The organism is Microbacterium sp., assembly GCF_035687345.1.
GTDB lineage: Bacteria > Actinomycetota > Actinomycetes > Actinomycetales > Microbacteriaceae > Microbacterium.
In genome coordinates, this window is record NZ_DASRXZ010000094.1 from 1 (window position 1) to 16,017 (window position 16,017).

At 71.6% G+C, this 16,017-nt stretch carries 21 protein-coding genes; 5 read left to right on the forward strand and 16 right to left on the reverse strand.

Annotation, left to right across the window (positions count from 1 at the left end; translation table 11 throughout):
* Both VFF97_RS10820 and VFF97_RS10825 read left to right on the forward strand, forming a co-directional pair.
* Positions 1-659: molybdopterin oxidoreductase family protein (locus tag VFF97_RS10820; RefSeq protein ID WP_325033510.1), on the forward strand; the 659-nt coding region annotated here is incomplete at its 5' end.
* On the forward strand, positions 656-1,117 hold the full coding sequence (locus VFF97_RS10825; protein ID WP_325033511.1) for a hypothetical protein: 462 nt from the start codon (positions 656-658) through the stop codon (positions 1,115-1,117). The genes VFF97_RS10820 and VFF97_RS10825, both read left to right, overlap by 4 nt.
* A 25-nt stretch (positions 1,118-1,142) precedes the next feature.
* Here VFF97_RS10825 and VFF97_RS10830 read toward each other — a convergent pair whose 3' ends face one another.
* From VFF97_RS10830 to VFF97_RS10845, 4 genes are all read right to left on the reverse strand, one after another.
* The gene (locus VFF97_RS10830) at positions 1,143-1,388 is read right to left on the reverse strand and encodes a hypothetical protein (RefSeq protein ID WP_325033512.1); all 246 of its coding nucleotides are present in this window, start codon (positions 1,386-1,388) and stop codon (positions 1,143-1,145) included.
* Positions 1,375-1,710: an ATP-dependent DNA ligase gene (locus VFF97_RS10835; protein ID WP_325033513.1), complete on the reverse strand. Its 336-nt coding sequence runs from the start codon at positions 1,708-1,710 to the stop codon at positions 1,375-1,377. The genes VFF97_RS10830 and VFF97_RS10835 overlap by 14 nt, the downstream gene beginning before the upstream one ends.
* A gap of 112 nt (positions 1,711-1,822) precedes the next feature.
* Positions 1,823-2,098: a hypothetical protein gene (locus VFF97_RS10840; protein WP_325033514.1), complete on the reverse strand. Its 276-nt coding sequence runs from the start codon at positions 2,096-2,098 to the stop codon at positions 1,823-1,825.
* Positions 2,099-2,184: 86 nt separating this feature from the next.
* A complete protein-coding gene (locus VFF97_RS10845) occupies positions 2,185-2,532 on the reverse strand; it encodes an ATP-dependent DNA ligase (protein WP_325033515.1) in 348 nt (115 codons plus the stop codon).
* A 125-nt stretch (positions 2,533-2,657) separates the two neighbouring features.
* Between VFF97_RS10845 and VFF97_RS10850 the strand changes: the two genes are divergently transcribed.
* Positions 2,658-3,680, forward strand: coding sequence for a zinc-binding alcohol dehydrogenase family protein (locus VFF97_RS10850; RefSeq protein ID WP_325033516.1), 1,023 nt, complete (start codon positions 2,658-2,660; stop codon positions 3,678-3,680).
* Positions 3,681-3,767: 87 nt separating this feature from the next.
* Here the strand turns inward: VFF97_RS10850 and VFF97_RS10855 are convergent, their stop codons facing one another.
* The 5 genes from VFF97_RS10855 to VFF97_RS10875 all read right to left on the reverse strand — a co-directional run bounded on the left by VFF97_RS10855 (position 3,768) and on the right by VFF97_RS10875 (position 7,679).
* The gene (locus VFF97_RS10855; protein WP_325033517.1) at positions 3,768-5,030 is read right to left on the reverse strand and encodes a glycosyltransferase; all 1,263 of its coding nucleotides are present in this window, start codon (positions 5,028-5,030) and stop codon (positions 3,768-3,770) included.
* A 10-nt stretch (positions 5,031-5,040) separates the two neighbouring features.
* Positions 5,041-5,535 (reverse strand): hypothetical protein, encoded by a 495-nt coding sequence (locus VFF97_RS10860; RefSeq protein ID WP_325033518.1) that lies wholly within the window; start codon positions 5,533-5,535, stop codon positions 5,041-5,043.
* 139 nt (positions 5,536-5,674) lie between these two features.
* Positions 5,675-6,427: an ABC transporter permease gene (locus VFF97_RS10865; RefSeq protein ID WP_325033519.1), complete on the reverse strand. Its 753-nt coding sequence runs from the start codon at positions 6,425-6,427 to the stop codon at positions 5,675-5,677.
* Complete coding sequence (locus VFF97_RS10870; protein ID WP_325033520.1) at positions 6,424-7,083, reverse strand: ABC transporter ATP-binding protein; 660 nt, start codon at positions 7,081-7,083, stop codon at positions 6,424-6,426. The genes VFF97_RS10865 and VFF97_RS10870 overlap by 4 nt, the downstream gene beginning before the upstream one ends.
* A 53-nt stretch (positions 7,084-7,136) precedes the next feature.
* Positions 7,137-7,679: a TetR/AcrR family transcriptional regulator gene (locus VFF97_RS10875; protein ID WP_325033521.1), complete on the reverse strand. Its 543-nt coding sequence runs from the start codon at positions 7,677-7,679 to the stop codon at positions 7,137-7,139.
* A 155-nt stretch (positions 7,680-7,834) separates the two neighbouring features.
* Here VFF97_RS10875 and kynU point away from each other — a divergent pair, with 155 nt between their 5' ends.
* Complete coding sequence (gene kynU, locus VFF97_RS10880; protein ID WP_325033522.1) at positions 7,835-9,109, forward strand: kynureninase; 1,275 nt, start codon at positions 7,835-7,837, stop codon at positions 9,107-9,109.
* Positions 9,110-9,131: 22 nt separating this feature from the next.
* On the opposite strand, the gene VFF97_RS10885 is transcribed toward kynU, so the two are convergent.
* The 4 genes from VFF97_RS10885 to VFF97_RS10900 form a co-directional block, all read right to left on the reverse strand.
* The gene (locus VFF97_RS10885; protein WP_325033523.1) at positions 9,132-9,518 is read right to left on the reverse strand and encodes a group 1 truncated hemoglobin; all 387 of its coding nucleotides are present in this window, start codon (positions 9,516-9,518) and stop codon (positions 9,132-9,134) included.
* Between the two features lie 57 nt (positions 9,519-9,575).
* Complete coding sequence (locus tag VFF97_RS10890; protein ID WP_325033524.1) at positions 9,576-10,289, reverse strand: DivIVA domain-containing protein; 714 nt, start codon at positions 10,287-10,289, stop codon at positions 9,576-9,578.
* Positions 10,290-10,300: 11 nt separating this feature from the next.
* Positions 10,301-11,443, reverse strand: a complete 1,143-nt coding sequence (locus VFF97_RS10895) for a globin domain-containing protein (protein ID WP_325033525.1) — start codon at positions 11,441-11,443, stop codon at positions 10,301-10,303.
* A gap of 199 nt (positions 11,444-11,642) precedes the next feature.
* Positions 11,643-12,566, reverse strand: a complete 924-nt coding sequence (locus tag VFF97_RS10900; protein WP_325033526.1) for a S1C family serine protease — start codon at positions 12,564-12,566, stop codon at positions 11,643-11,645.
* A gap of 149 nt (positions 12,567-12,715) precedes the next feature.
* Here VFF97_RS10900 and VFF97_RS10905 point away from each other — a divergent pair, with 149 nt between their 5' ends.
* Positions 12,716-13,288 (forward strand): NADPH-dependent FMN reductase, encoded by a 573-nt coding sequence (locus VFF97_RS10905; protein WP_325033527.1) that lies wholly within the window; start codon positions 12,716-12,718, stop codon positions 13,286-13,288.
* A gap of 36 nt (positions 13,289-13,324) precedes the next feature.
* On the opposite strand, the gene VFF97_RS10910 is transcribed toward VFF97_RS10905, so the two are convergent.
* The 3 genes from VFF97_RS10910 to VFF97_RS10920 all read right to left on the reverse strand — a co-directional run.
* Entirely contained in the window at positions 13,325-14,221 is an 897-nt protein-coding gene (locus VFF97_RS10910) for an MBL fold metallo-hydrolase (RefSeq protein ID WP_325033528.1), read from the reverse strand.
* The gene (locus VFF97_RS10915) at positions 14,218-15,231 is read right to left on the reverse strand and encodes a fumarylacetoacetate hydrolase family protein (protein ID WP_325033529.1); all 1,014 of its coding nucleotides are present in this window, start codon (positions 15,229-15,231) and stop codon (positions 14,218-14,220) included. The genes VFF97_RS10910 and VFF97_RS10915 overlap by 4 nt, the downstream gene beginning before the upstream one ends.
* A partial coding sequence (locus tag VFF97_RS10920; protein ID WP_325033530.1) for an amidohydrolase family protein occupies positions 15,228-16,017 on the reverse strand: 790 nt, incomplete at its 5' end. The genes VFF97_RS10920 and VFF97_RS10915, both read right to left, overlap by 4 nt.

Sequence of the window (16,017 nt, forward strand, 5' to 3'; positions counted from 1 at the left end):
GCGACTACACCGGCATCTCGTATGACGACCTCCGGGCCGAGGGAGCGGTCCGCTGGCCGCGCCGCGAGGGCGAGACCGAGAGCGTCGACCGTCTGTACTCCGATGCGCAGTTCCCGACGCGCCGCGAGCAGTGCGAGACGTACGGGCACGACCTGCTCACGGGGGCGGTGCTCGACGAGCCGACGTTCGCGGCGCTGAATCCGGACGGGCGCGCGATCCTCAAGTCGGCACCGTACTCCGGACCGCACGAGCCGCCCGACGACGAGTACCCTCTCCGGTTCACGACGGGACGCTCGGCATACCACTTCCACACCCGCACGAAGACGGGGCGCGCACGCGAGCTCGTCGAGGCGGCCCCCTCGGTGTGGGTCGAGATGGCCGAGACGGATGCCGCGGCCCGCGGTCTCGCGGAGGGCGACGTGGTCGAGGTGCGGTCGCGCCGGGGGAGGCTCGTCGCGCCTGTGCGCATCTCGGCGATCGCGCCGGCCGCGGTGTTCGCGCCGTTCCACTACGGGTACTGGGATGCTCCGGAAGACGCCGCGGAGCCGCATCCGACGGCGGCCAATGAGCTGACGATCACCGAGTGGGATCCCGTGTCGAAGCAGCCGGTGTTCAAGACCGCTGCCGTGCGGGTCGAGCGCGTGAGGGACCCATCATGAAGCTTCCGATCTATCTGTCGCTCCTCGACGAAGCGGAGCGCACACTCGCGGAGTCGTTCCGTCAGGTCGCCGACGAGCACGGCGATGAACCCGACGTGCACTTCCTGTGCCAGACGCTCGCGGGCCAGTGCGACGAGCACCGGGACAGGCTGCGGCCGGTGATCGAGCGCTACGGCGAGGGCTCGGCCGACGACGAGCCCGAGAGGCTCCATGGGGACGGCCTCGAGCGGGCGCGAACGGGTCCACTCGGACTGCTGCGGGACCTCCAGGACCTCTACCTGTTGGCGAGCATGACCGACATCACGTGGACGATGATCAAGCAGGTCGCGCAAGCGCTTCCCGATCACGAGCTGCTCGACATCGTCGCGGCGTGCGAGCAGCAGACGTCCGTCCAGCTCATGTGGCTTCAGACGCGCATGTCGCAGGCGGCGCCGCAGGCGCTCATCGCGTCGCGCTGAGCGGTACTCTCCCGCCGGCGGGCCCTCACTCGAGGGGCGTCACGCCGCCGCCGCGGTCGGGCTCCTGATCGCCGGGGATGGGGATCACCGCGATCGGCACACCCGCTGTGATCAGCAGAAGGGCGTCGCGGCGCAGGCCCTCGCCGTCGTTCACGCGCAGCCAGTGCGCACCGCGCTTCACACCATCCGCGATCTCGTCGAGGATCTCCTGCGGGTTGCGTCCGCCGATGCTGTAGAGCTGCCCGCCGTAGACGATGTCAATGCGCTTCATCGGTCAGCATCCGCTCATCGGCCGACTCGGCCGGCTCGGGCACGACATACAGGCCCGTCGGCGAGTTCGCCGTGTAGCTCAGAGCATCGATCCACGCGCGGTTCAGCGCGGGCTTGCGGCTTCCGTAGAACTTGTAGACGAGGGAGGCCTGAGGGTGGATCCAGATCGTCGTGCGTCCGTCGCCGATGCTCGGATCGTCGCGCCACGTGAAGTGGAAGCCCTCGCCGCGCCGCAGCTTGCTTCCGATGACGAGCTGCAGGTGCGCGAGCACGCGGTCGTCGAAGTCGACCTTGATCGACCCCTCATAGATGAACTTGCCCATACCGGTGCTCCTCCTCGGCGGCCGTTCTTCCACGGTCCGCGCCCGCGCACGCCGACACCACGCCCTTGACACCCTCGGAGGGCGCGGCTACGGCGGAGGCATCCGGGTCTTCTCAGAGGTCTTCGGGCGCGAGATCGCCCTGACCCTCCTCGCCCAGCTCCGCCACGAGCGGGTCGTCACCCTGCGTGTCGGGCTGGTCGCCGAACGCCTCCTCTGAGTGGGCGTAGCCGCCCTCGCCGGCGCCGCGTCCGTCGGTGTAGCGACCGGTCTCGCGGTCCACCTCTTCGCTCGAGTCGGCCAGCTCCTCCTGGAACTCGCCACCCGCCAGCGTGTCGGGCTCGTCGACGCCTTCGCCGCCGGCACCGAGGTCCTGTTCGCGCTCGTCCACGTCGCGCTCCTTTCGCCTCGCTGGCACCGTCTCACGCGAAGGGCGGGTCGACCGAGGGGCTTGACACGGACGGACGGATGCCGCGCCTACCCCGGCGCGTGCACGTGGCCCTGCGTGAAGGTGTCGTCCGGCTCGTCCTCGGGAGGTTCCGGAACGACGTGGAGCCCGCCCGGGGAGTTGGCCTCGTGCATGAGGGTCTCGAGCCACAGCCGGTTGAGTGTCGGAGCCCGACTGCCGTAGTAGCGGAAGATGAGCGACGCGTGCGGATGCACCCAGATCGTCGTCCGGCCGCTGCCGAGGCTCGGATCCTCGCGCCAGCTGAAGAAGAAGGCCTCCGAACGGCGCAGCTTCGTTCCGATCACCGTCTGCAGGTGGAGAAGGAGGCGGTCGTCGAAGTCGACCTTGACAGTCGTCTCGTAGGTGAACTTGCCCATGTCGGGCTCCTCCGGCGACCGGCGAGGGGTTTGCGGTCGCCTGCTCCTATCGTGGCCCCGATCCTCGGCGCTGTGGGACGGATCGCGCTTTTCTCGCGCGAATCCTCGCGCGCACAATGGTGGACATGGCCGCACTCCCCGCCACGATGCGCGCGTGGGTCGTCGCGCGCCCGGGCCCTATGGAATCCGACCCGCTCGAGTGGGTCGAACTGCCCGTGCGGCGCCCACGCGACGACGAGCTGCTGGTGCGCGTGACGGCGTGCGGGGTGTGCCGCACCGACCTGCACGTGAGCGAGGGAGATCTTCCCGTGCACAAGCCCCGAGTGGTGCCCGGTCACGAAGTCGTCGGCGAAGTGATCGACGCGGGCGACGCGGTGGCGGGCTTCCGCGAAGGCGACCGCGTCGGGATCGCGTGGCTGCGGCGGACGTGCGGCGTGTGCCGGTTCTGCCGGTCGGGCCGGGAGAACCTGTGCCCCTCGTCGGAGTACACCGGGTGGGACGCGGACGGCGGCTATGCCGAGTACGCGACCGTGCCGGCCGCCTATGCGTACCGCTTGCCGGATGCCGACGACGTGTCGATCGCGCCGCTGCTGTGCGCGGGCATCATCGGATACCGCGCCCTGCTGCGCGCGGAGCTCCCGGCGGGCGGGCGGCTCGGGCTCTACGGCTTCGGCGGCAGCGCGCACCTGTGTGCGCAGGTCGCGCTCGCCGAGGGCGCCCGGGTGCACGTCATGACGCGCGACGCCGCCTCGCGGGCGCTCGCGCTCAAGCTCGGCGCGGCGTCGGCCCAGGGCTTCTTCGATCCTCCACCCGAGCCGCTCGACAGCGCGATCCTCTTCGCGCCCGTCGGCGACATCGTGCCGCACGCGCTGCGGGCGCTCGACCGTGGCGGAACGTGCGCGATCGCCGGCATCCACCTCACCGACATCCCGTCGCTCGTGTACGAGGGCGAGCTCTTCTACGAGAAGCAGCTGCGCAGCGTCACGTCGAACACGCGGGCGGACGGCCGCGCGTTCCTCGAGCGTGTCGCGCGTCACGGGGTCACGGCGACCGTGCATCCGTACCCGCTGTCGCGCGCACCGCAGGCGCTGCAAGACCTCAAGGACGGGCGGTTCGACGGCGCCGCGGTGCTCGTTCCCGACAGCTGAGACCCGGGTGAGCTCGGGCTCGCTCTGGTCGCGATCGGCCTGCTCGAGCAACGGCGGTCGGTCGGCGACCGCTGAATCCGCGGAACGCTACGGCGACGGAGGCGTCGTACGCGACTCGATCCGCTCGAGCACGCGGACGGCCTCACCCGCGCCGTCCTCGCTCGAGAGCGCGTCGCCGATACGGGTCGCGGTCGCCTTGTAGCTCTCGTTCGCAACGAGGTCATCGAGAGCGGCGGCGAGCGCATCCGCCGAAAGGCGGCGCAGCCGCAGCGGCCGGGGACCCGATCCGAGGTCGCGCACGCGATCGCCCCAGAACGGCTGATCGCCGAGCACAGGGCAGACGAGCGTCGGTCGTCCGGCGCGCAGTCCCGCGGCCGTGGTTCCCGCTCCGCCGTGATGGACGACCGCCGTCACACGCGGGAAGAGCCAGTCATGCGGCACCTCGTCGGCGACGTGGACGTCGTCGCCCGCCGGCATCCGCACCGCACCCCAGCCCTCCGACATGACGGCCCGGACGCCCGCTCGGCGCACCGCTTCGCGGATGATCTCCCCGCGTCGCTCGGCCTCGCGCGCGAAGCCCATGCTCCCGAAGCCGATGTAGACGACGGGTCCGCCCTGGTCGACGAAGTCGGCGAGCTCGGTCGGCGGAGTCCAGTCATGCTGCGGCGGGCGCCACCAGTACCCCGTGATGTGCGCGGAGTGGGGGTAGTCGACCGGTCTCGGCACGACGTGCCCGCTGAACGAGTAGAGCACCGGCATCCGCTCGCCGTCGGGTGTGTGCAGATAGTCGCTGAACCTGGTCGTGCGCCGGAGTCCGAGCGTGTCGGTGCGGAAGCGATTGACCATGCCCCCGTACGCGAGCCCCGTGGAGCGGTTGAACGCGTACGTCGCGCGATTCAGCCTCCCGCCGAGCGACCGCGACACGACCGGGATCGGGAACACCGCGGTGGGAGTCAGGAACGGCAGAGGGATCGACGCGACGGCGGGCACCCCGAGCCGCTCTGCGATGTGCGGGCCGCCGAGGGTCTTCGGATGCGCCACCACCACCGTCGGCTCGAACCGCTGCGCGATCTCCCACTGCTCACCCAGCGACACCCGCATCGCCGACGACATGCGACGCGCCAGCGACACCGCCCCACGAGCCCCCGCGGACTCGCGCATGCTCGCGCGCATGACGTCGTCCATCTCGGTCGCCATCGGCTCGAACCGCACCCGTTCGGGAACGGTCTCGCGGTACGCCTCGGGAGCGCCGAGCGCGACATCGTGCCCCTCGGCGGCGAGCCGCTCGGCGAGGGCGGCGAACGGCGCGATGTCACCGCGGGTCCCGACCGTCAGTATGAGGACGCGCATCGCGGGTGCCTCAGCAGAGCTCTCGAGCCGCAGCGGCGTGGATGGACGAGTCCACGATGTCGGTCCACCCGAGCGCGACATCGCCGGCGACCCCCGCCGGAGTGGCGATCGCCTGCGTGACGCGCCGTTCGAGCGTGTCGGCGTCTTCGCATCCGGTGACATCCAGCAGCACGACCTCGACGTAGCGGCCCCGCGCGCGCTCGAGCTCGGCATGGAGGCGCGCGGCCGCGCGAGCGGCGGTCGCGAGGCATCCGCCCGCCGGCACGACCCCGCCATGCGAGTACGCGACGAACACATGCGCGAGCTGCGGATGCGCCGCCGCCACCGCGGCCACGTCGCGGCAGTGTGCGACCAGCCGCTTCTGCGCATCGCGCTTCGATGTCGCGTCGCGCAGGTCGGCGCCCCACACCACCGCGCGCGGCGGCTCGAGTCCCGACGCCTGCGTCACGGCGAGCTGCTGCAGCACCGGAAGCTGATCGCCCCGGACGATGAGCTGTGCACCCATGGCCTGCCCTTCGGTCACATGTGACAAGAACGTGCCGACCAGACTTCCCGGCTCACCATCGCCCCGGTTGGGACCCGTACACGATACGCCCCCCGGAGCACATACGGGCCGAACACGCGGGCGTGCCCGGGACCCCGGCTCAGCGGTCGAGCTGCAGGCGGCGCCACACGACGACGGTGGCGGCGAGGGCGACAGCACCGACGCAGCCCGTGAGCGCCAGCTGACCGATTGTCACGGCCGCTCCGCCCGACATCGCCCACAGGGCCGGCGCGGCGAAGGGCATCCAGCCGCCGGAACCCGAGAGCACGCCGACCTGCGTCACCACCAGGAGCCCGACCGCCGAGCCGATCGCCGCGAGGAGGGATCCCGTGATCGAGGCCACCCACGCGACGGGGAGGACGGCGAGCGCCGTGAGCACGACGAGGACGGGGATGCGCACGAGCGCCGCCCACTCGTCAGGCGAGGGCGCCCCGAGTCCGAGTGCCGTGCCCGCGATGAGGAGCAGCGCGAGGGTGAGGACGGCGGCGGCGAGATTCCACAGGGCGAACACGGCGGTCTTCGCGATCGCAATGCGCCCCCGCGACACCGGAAGCGCGAACAGCCGGGAGATGGTGCGGTCGGCGAACTCGCGGGCGAAGATCCACGAGGCGACGACTCCGCTTGCCACGAACCCACCGGCACCCGCGATCTGCGCCGCGGCGGAGACCAGCCCGGCCCAATCGTCCGTGACGGAGGATCCGAGCTTCGCGATGAGCTGCGTGTCGCCCGAGCGGGCGAGGGCGATGACGACCGAGCACAGCGCGGTCACCCCGCCGACGTACGCGACGAGCGCGATGATCCCCACGAGCGAACGCGCGGCTTTGACCGCCTCGCAGCGGATGGCGGCGATCATGACACCCCCAGCGCGACGTCGTCGCGGCGCACCCGGTCGAAGAGCGCGCGCTCGAGCTCTCCCGACCCCGGGTCGAGCTCGCCGATCAGACGACCCCTGTTCATGACGACGATGCGGTCCGCGATGCGGGCGACCTCGTCGAGATGATGACTGCTCACGAGCACGGCTGCCCCTGCGGCCTTGCGCTCGACGATTCGATCCCGAAGCATCAGGACCCCGGACGGATCGAGCGCGTTGCCCGGCTCGTCGAGCACGAGGACGCCGGGTGCGTGCTGCAACGCCATCGCCAGCGCGGCGCGCTGACCGTTTCCGAGCGACAGCTGCGATGCCCGCCGGTCGGCGAACCGCTCGAGCGCGAGGTCCGCGATCGACGATTCGACCACGGATGCCGCGGCTCCGCGCATCCGCGCCGCCAGCAGCAGGTTCTGGCGCACGGTGAGCTCCCCGTAGAGCGTGGGTCCGTCCACGAGGTGGCCGACATCGCGCCACGCCGCAGGTGCGAGCCGCTCGACGGGCACTCCCCCGATCTCCACGGTGCCGGAGTCGGGCCGCAGCATCCCGAGAGCCAGCTTGAGCAGCGTCGTCTTGCCTGCGCCGTTGAGGCCGACGAGGGCCACGACCTCACCCGCGCCCACGGCGAGGGTCAGGTCATGCACGCCGGGATCCGTCCGGAAGCGGCGCGACACCGCCCGCAGCGAGACCGCGCCCATCACCGCCCGCCCAGCACGTCGAGTGCGTCGTGGATCGCGTCGTCCAGATCGCCGGGCTGCGACGACGCCCACAGCAGGAGGGCTTCGTTGAGACCGGCGACGACGGATGCCGCGATGACGGATGCCTCGTGCCGCACGACACCGCGCCGCTCGAGCGCTTCGCGGATGGCGCCGACCGTCGCGGCGCTCCCCTCGGCGAGCGCGGACCGCAGGGACGGCGTCGACGCGACGATCGCCAGCCGCTCGCGGACGGCCGCGGCATCCGGCTGCTCGACCGCCTGCCACGCGTCGGCGATGCCGCGCACCGTGGCCTGCCACGGTCCTTCCTCCGCCGGCCGGCGCGCGATCGCGTCGGCGATGAGCGGGTCATACGGGTCGTCGACGAGCACGGCGGCCTTCGTCGGGAAGTGCCGGAAGAACGTCATCTCGGAGACCCCCGCGCGCGCGGCGATCTCCGCCGCAGTGGTCGCGTCGAAGCCCTTCGACGCCGACAGCTCGAGCGCGGCGGCGAGGAGTCGGCGGCGGGTGTCGGCTTTGCTCACCTCCCTGATGTTAGTCACTAACATTGGGGAGGGCAAGCCGGTATGCGAGCGGCACCTCAAGCGACAGCGGTTATCCTTACCCGTCGGGCGAGCGACCCGTCGAGGACGCCGGTTCGTCGATCCGCCCCCCTTCTCAGCGAACGGATGCCCCGACCATGACCGTCCCCTCGTTCGACGCCGGACGCGTCGACCGCGACACGTGTGCAGCGCTCGACGCGGCCGATCCGCTCACGCCCTTCCGCGAGCGATTCACCCTGCCCGAGGGCGTCATCTACCTCGACGGCAACTCCCTCGGCGCGCTCCCCCGGGACACCGCGGCCCACGTGCAGCGGGTGATCGCCGAGGAGTGGGGAGACGGCCTCATCCGCAGCTGGAACGACGCCGGGTGGTTCGACAAGCCGCGCACGGTGGGCGACATGATCGCCCCGCTCATCGGCGCCGCGCCCGGCGAGGTCGTCATCGGCGACACCACGTCGGCCAGCCTCTTCCAGACGACCGTCGCCGCGGCGCGCCTGCGACCGGATCGGAGCGTCATCGTGTCGGAGCGGGGCAACTTCCCCACCGACCTCTACGTGCTCGAGAGTGTGCAGGCGCTGCTCGGCGGTCAGACCCCGCTCGAACGCAGGCTCATCGCCGACGACGGACCGACGCTCGACGACGTGCTCGACGACGACGTCGCGGTCGTCGTGCTCACGCACGTCGACTACCGCACCGGCCGCATGCACGACATGGCCGACGTCACGCGACGCGTCCACGCCGCGGGCGCGGTCATGGTGTGGGATCTGTGCCACAGCGCGGGCGCGGTGCCCGTCGACCTCAACGGGGCGGATGCCGACTTCGCGGTCGGCTGCACCTACAAGTACCTCAACGGGGGCCCCGGCGCCCCTTCGTTCCTGTGGGCGGCAGAAAGGCACCACGCCGCGGCGCGCCCGGCGCTCACCGGATGGAACGGGCACGCCCGGCCGTTCGACTTCGCCGTCGAGTACGCGCCGGCGCCGGGGATCACGCGGTTCCGCGTCGGCACGCCGCAAGTGCTCGCGATCTCCGCGCTCGAGGCGAGTCTGCGCATATGGGCCGAGGTCGACATGACGCACGTCCGCGAGAAGAGCCTGCGACTCACGGAACTCTTCATCGCACTCGCCGACGATCGCCTGTCGCGGTGGGGCCTCGAGGACGTCACGCCGCGCGACCCGGCGAAGCGCGGGAGCCAGGTGTCGCTCCGATGCGCCGACGGCTATGCGGTCATGCAGGCGCTCATCGATCGCGGTGTCATCGGCGATTTCCGCGCACCGGATCTCATGCGATTCGGCTTCACGCCGTTGTACGTCTCGCACGTCGATGTGTGGGACGCCGTCGCGGCGATCGAGGACATCCTCGAGACCGAGGTCTGGCGCGAGCCCAGGTTCGCGCGCCGCGCCGCCGTCACGTGACGGCGCGGCCGTAGGGAGGCGATCAGGCGGCCGAGGCGTCCGCGACGACCTGCGCGCGCAGAGGCAGGAGCGCCCCGGCGACGGTCTGGATCGTCTCGTCGTCGACCCCCGCCTCCGCGAGCGCGGTGGCGGCGTGCTGGATGACCCGGTCGAAGTCGGCATCCGTGATGCCGCGACCGGCGTGCGCGGCGTCGATGTCACGACCCCGGTATCCGTCGGGGCCGCCGGTCGCGACAGCGAGGAACAGGGCCATGTGGCGCTTCTGCTCGACCATGTCGGTGCCGGAGAAGAACGGCGCGAGGGTCTCGTCGCCGATGATGTGCCGATACAGGTTGTCGACGACAGCGGCGATGCCGTCGCCCGCGCCGAGGCGTTCGTACAGCGTCGTCGATGCGCTCGTGTCGGTCATGGGTGCTCCGATCGTGGTGTGGTGGGGGGATGACGGCGCGGGGCGCCGGTGGTCGGTTCAGTCTCGCGGTCGGCCGTCGCCGTTTCGGCTGGGGGTGCTGACGAACGAGGAGCGCCTGTTCGGAGGCGGCTCCACCGTCTCCCCCTCGAGCGCTCCGCCCGCGCCGAGGCGCCCGAGCTCTCGCTCGATCGACTCCAGCAACGAGTGCACCTGCGCCGTCGCCATGCGCGCGAACTGGCGGGCACGCACGACCTCGTCCGCCGACGCCGGGCCGGCGGCGAAGAGGTCGTCGGTCGCGAAGGCGGGCGCCGGGGGCTGGTCGAACGTCCACGCGGCGGGCGCCACGGGCGCGGCGGGCGCTCCCGACGGCGGGGCGGAGTCGACACCCGCGTCGTCGGAGGGGCGCGCGCCCGACTCGCGTTCGATCGAGTGCGCGACCTGCTGGGCGCGCTCGACGATCTCGCGGTACTGATTCCGCGCGGTCTCGATGAGGTCCTTCGAGTAGGACTCGGCCTCGGCGACCGCGTCGTCGGCGATGCGCTGCGCCTGGCTGAGCAGGAGCACGGCGCGGCTCGAGATCTCGTTGTCTTCGGAGCTGAGGCCCGCGGTGAGCGCCTCGTTGTCGCGTCGAGCGACCTCCAGGGCGTCGGCGGCGGCGGCCAGCAGCGAATGGACCTCGGCGCGGCTGTATCCGTCGGCCTCACGAGAGAAGGTTGCTCCGCGCAGCAGTTCTGGGGTGATCGGCGCGGATTGGGTCCCGGTCATGATCATGTTGCCCTCTCCTAGATGCCCAGCCCGACGCGCGGCTGGGCGAGTTCTCGGGAGCCTGCCTGACTGCCCGATTCGCTGACGTCCTGGCTGTAGGGGTCTTCGTACTTCTCACTGCGGATGCGGTCGGGCTCGAGCCCCGCGGAGCGGAGCGCCGCCGCGGTGTGCTCGACCATGCGCGGCGAGCCGCACACCAGGGCGGTGCGGCCGTACCAGGGCCCGTCCGCCGAAGCGATGTCGCCGATCAGCCCGCGACGCCCGGGGAAGGATGGGTCGTCGGATACGACGAACTCCGTCTCGAGCCACGGCACACCGCGATAGGGCTCGAGCTCGGGCTTGGCGTAGAACCCCCACGGGTGCCGCACGCCGTGGTACAGCGCGACGTGCGGGCCGATTCCGGTCGTGCGGTGGCGCTCGGCGACCTGATCGAGGATCGCCAGCATCGGGGCGATGCCGGTGCCGCCCGCGACGAGCAGCAGGTCGGGCCACTCGCGATCGGGCGGGAGTGTCAGCCGCTCGCCGATGGGCGGACCGAGCCGCACGCGGTCGCCGGGCTTGACGTCGCGCAGGAGCGCGCCGCTGACCTGGCCGCCCGCGACGAGCTGCACGTGGAAGTCCATCGTGCGGTCGGCGCGCGGCGCATGCGCCGGCGAGTAGTACCGCCACTGCCGGGGCCGCTGCGGGATCTCCAGCGTGACCGACTGGCCGGGCCGGTATTCGTAGTCGTCGTCGACGCGGACGGTGACCGTGCCGATGTCCATGCCTCGGCGCTCGGTCGCGACGACCTCGGCGCCCCACGTCGCCGGCTGCGACTCGACCGCCTCGGCGGCGGTGATCATCGTGGTCGCGATCAGGCCGTACGCCTCGGCCCAGTCCGACGCAAGCTCGGGCGTCCACGCGCTGCCGAGGAAGTGCTTGAGCGTCGCGAGCAGCGACGCCCCCACCGCCGGATAGTGATCCGCGATCGCACCGAACTTGCGGTGGTCGCGCCCGAGGTCCTCGATGTATCCGACGACCTCGGGGAGGTTGTCGACGTTGCTTACCATGCGGCCGAGGGCTCTGACCAGCCGGTCGCGCTGCGTCGCCATCGTGACGGGGAACATGTCGCGCACCTCGGGGTGCGCGAGGAAGAGGTGCGCGTAGAAGAACCCGGGCACTGCGTCCCCGTGCGCCGAGACTTGAGCCCAGGTTCGCTTGAGCGCATCGATATCCACGCGCGAGGTATCCAATCCGTCGGGGGCCGGGTTGATAACGGCCGACGCTAATGGGTCGTCGCGGACGGTGACAAACCGATGACGGCGTGTCCCCGCCATTTCTCATGCGGCTCTCATCAAGGGCGCACGGGGCGGGCACAGCTCACGAGACGCGCAGCTCCTCGGGCTCGACGACGACGTCGACGAGGGCCCCGTTGCGCCACATCGTCATCTCCATGCGCCGCCCGATGGCCGTCTCGACCATGCGCCGCTGGAGCGCCGTGGGATCCGCGATCGCCACGCCGTCGAGCGACAGCACGATGTCGCCCGCGCGCGCTCCCGCCACCGCCGCGGGGCTTCCCGGAACGACCGACACGACCTGCATGCCGACCTTCGCGCCGGCCTTCGCCGCCACGTCCGGGCCGAGCGGGACGGTGGCTCCCGCGATGCCGAGCCACGCCCGACGCACGCGGCCGTTCGTGCGAAGCGCCTCGATGATCTCGCGTGTCGTCGCGTTGATGGGCACCGCGAGCCCGAGCCCGATTCCAGCGACCGCCGTGTTCACGCCGACCATGCGTCCCGCGCTGTCGGCGAGCACGCCGCCGCTGTTGCCGGGGTTCAGCGCGGCATCCGTCTGGATCACCTCGTCGATCACGCGCCCGGCTCGGGTCGGCAGCGAGCGCCCCAGCGCCGAGACGATGCCGGCGGTCACGCTGCCGGAGAGCCCTCGCGGATTGCCGAGCGCGACCACCAGCTGGCCGACGCCGAGGGTCGACGCGTCGCCCAGCCGCACCGGCGGCGGCGTCTCGCCCTCGGCACGCAGCACCGCCAGGTCCGACAGCGGGTCGGCGCCGACGACGGATGCCGGCACGACCGCGCCGTCCGAGAACGCGAGCTCCACGCGGCTCGCGCCGTCGACGACGTGCGCGCTCGTGAGCAGGTTGCCGTCGTCGTTGATCACCGACGCGCTCCCCGCCCCCACGCCCTGCCGGCTGCGCACGCTCACCGCCGCGAGCGAGGGCAGCACCGTCTGCGCGACGCGCATCACCGTCGAGGAGTACGCGTCGAGGGCTTCCCGATCGTCCACGTGAACAAGTGTCGACCTGACGCGGATGCCGCGGCCCGAGTTCGCGCACGGCGGAAACACGTTCCCGCGGCGAGCGCAATGGGGTTCCCGGGCGAGGACGGGCGACGGACGCTGGATCAGGCAGCAAGGTCTCGAGGAACGGAGCCACCATGGCCGGATACAAAGTCGGATACTTCGTCGGCAGCCTTTCGTCGACATCGATCAACCGGGTCCTGTCGAAGGCGCTCATCCGCCTCGCACCGGACGATCTCGAGTTCACGGAGATCCCCATCGGCGACCTGCCGCTGTACAGCCAGGACTACGACGAGGACTACCCTCCGGAGGCGACGGCGCTGAAGGACGCGATCGCGGCATCCGACGCCGTGCTGTTCGTCACTCCCGAGTACAACCGATCGATTCCCGGCGCGCTCAAGAACGCCATCGACTGGGCTTCTCGGCCGTGGGGTCAGAACTCGTTCGACCACATCCCCGCCGCCGTCATCGGCGCGTCGATCGGTGCGATCGGAACGGCGGTCGCCCAGCAGAGCCTGCGGGCGGTGCTGAGCTTCTGCAACGCGCGGCAGATGACGGCGCCCGAGGCGTACATCCACTTCACGCCGGAGGTCTTCTCGTCCGACGGCGAGGTGCTCGTCGAAGACACCGCCGCGTTCCTGCGCGACTACATGGCCGAGTTCCGCGACTACATCGAGCGCGTGCTCACCGTTCTGCCGCGGCCGGCGTAGCCGGCCCGGCGCACCGGCCCGTCAGCGGGAGCGCGATCACGCGTGGCAGGACAGGGGCTTCCGCCCGTTGTACTCGTACATGTCCTCCCAGGCGGCGGCGAAGTCGGCTTCGTCCCCGTCGAGCTCGGCCATCGTGCGGTGGAGGTTTCCGACGATGCGCTCCTGCTCGATGAGCCGCCCGAATTCCCCGAGGTCGAGCGCGCGAGCCGCCTCGAGCGGTGTGAGGCCGCGAGCGCGGGCATCCTCGGCGGCGGCGATGAGGAAGCGCAGATACGCGGCGACGGGCTCGAAGAGCTCCGGACCGCCCACCTCGCCGTGGCCCGGCACGACCGCGACGGGGTCGAGCGCCGCCATCTGCTCGAGCGCGCGCAGCCAGCCCGCCGGCGAGCCGGAGAGCGCGAAGGGCGTCCCGCCGTTGAACACGAGGTCGCCGGTGAACAGCACGCGCTGCTCGGGCAGCCACACGTACGAGTCACCGGGCGTGTGTGCCCGGGTGCCCGGGTGCCGCACCTCGATCCGCAGCCCCGCGGGGTCGAGCGTCACACCGTCGTCGTACACGAGCGTCGGCACGCGCGGGTGGGCGTCGCCCTGCTCGAACGGCTCGAAGATGTGGGGGGCGAGCCGGTGCGGGCGCTGCAGGTCGTCGGCGACCGAGCGATGCGCGATGATCTCGGCCTCCGGCACGAGCGAGGCGCCGTTGCAGTGGTCGGGGTGCGAGTGCGTGAACACCACGCGCTGCGGCTCGCGTCCGGTGGCGTCCGCGACGGCGGCGAGGTAGGCGCGTGTGCGGCGCTCGGTGGATGTCAGGTCGACGCTCGTCACGACGTCGCCCGCGATCACGCCCATGTTGTTGACCATCCACCCGCCGTCGGGCTGCACGTACGCCCAGACGCCGTCGGCGACCCTCTCCAGGCGCGGCTCGTCGTTCGTCAAGATCCACCCCCCTCGCCGGCGCCGGCGCCGGCCCGGTGGCGGTTGCGCGGCCGCGGCCGGGCCGGACGCACCTCGGGCGCCGGGACGGGCGCGCCCACCGTGTTGACGAGTTCGCCGATCCCCTCGATCACGAGCCGCACCTCGTCGCCCTCGGTGAGCGGCGGCGGGGTGAGGCCGCGGTTACGGCCCCACAGCTCGCCGAGGCATCCGCCGTTGCCGACCGTGCCCGAACCCAGAACGTCGCCGGGAACGACCCGGGAGTTGCGCGACGCGTACGCGACGAGCTCGGGGAACGGCCACCCCGCGTTCGACAGCAGGTCCTCGCCGACGCGCTCCCCGTTGATCCACGCCTCGGCGCGCACCGCGAGGAACCCGTCCTCGTCGAGGAACGGCTCGAGCTCGTCGGCCGTGACGATCCACGGCCCGAGCGTCATGCCGAAGTCCTTGCCCTTTGCCGGGCCGAGGCGCACCTTCATCTCGCGCGCCTGCAGGTCGCGCGCGGACCAGTCATTCATGATCGTGTAGCCGAAGATGACGGATGCCGCCTCCGCCGCCGTGAGATTCGACTCGCCCACGCCCGGCGCCGCCCCGATGACCATCGCGAGCTCGAGCTCGAAGTCGAGCCGCTCCGTCACAGGCGGCCGCACGACCTCCCCCGGGCCCGAGATCGTGTGCGGATTCGTGAAGTAGAACGTCGGCGCCTCGTACCACTCGTCCGCCACGTTGCTCTTGCCCTCGACTCCGGCGCTCACGCCCTCGACGTGCTCTTCGAACGCGACGAAGTCGCGCACCGCGGCGGGCACGACGGGTGCGAGCAGCCGCACGTCGGACAGCGGTGTGCCCGCGGCATCCGCCACCCGCTCGTGCAGCGCGGTCGTCTCGGCCAGTCCGCGCGCGAGCGCATCGGCCACGGTCAGGCCGTCCGGGAACGGAACGACGCGATCGTCGATGATGAAGCCCTCGGCCACCGCTCCCCCGGAGCTCGGGTCGGTCCAGCGCGCGATCCTCATGCGCGCACCCTCGTCTCGAGGAGGGTCTCGGCGTTGGCGCCCAGCACGCGTTCGGTCGTCTCGTCGTCGAGACCCGCGCCGCGCACGAACGCGGCCGGATCCTCGAGCCCCATGTCGAACGGGTAGTCGCTGCCGAGCACGACCTGCGACGGGCCCGCGACCTCGATGAGGTGCCGCAGCGCGCCCGTGTCGTGCACGACCGTGTCGAACCACAGCCGCTTCAGGTACCACGACGGCTCGTGCTCGCAGCCGTGCGCCTCGGGCCGCACACGCCACGCGTGGTCGCTGCGGCCGATAGCGGTCGGCAGGTACCCGCCGCCGTGCGCGGCGACGATCTTGAGCGTCGGGTGCCGGTCGAGCACCCCCGCGAAGATGAGGTGCGACAGCGCAACCGCGTTCTCGACCGGCTGCCCCACCGTGTTCGCGAGGTAGAAGCGGTCGAGGCGCTCGTCGAGCGAGCACCCGAACGGATGCAGGAACACGACCGCGCCGAGCTCCGCGACCCGCGCCCACATCGGCTCGAGCCGCGGGTCCGACAGCTCCACGTCGCCGGCGAACGACGAGATCTCGATACCAGCGAGGCCGCGGCCCAGGATCGCGTCGTCGACGCACTCGAGGATGCGGGACGGATGCTGCAGGGGCACGACCCCGAGACCCGTGAGCCGATCGGGCGCCTGCGCCACGTGCTCGGCCACGAGGCGGTTCGCCTCCTGCGCGATCCACACCGCGAGGCCCTCCGGCGCCCACGGGTAGAAGTGGTTCGGCGACACGCTCACCCACTGCCGG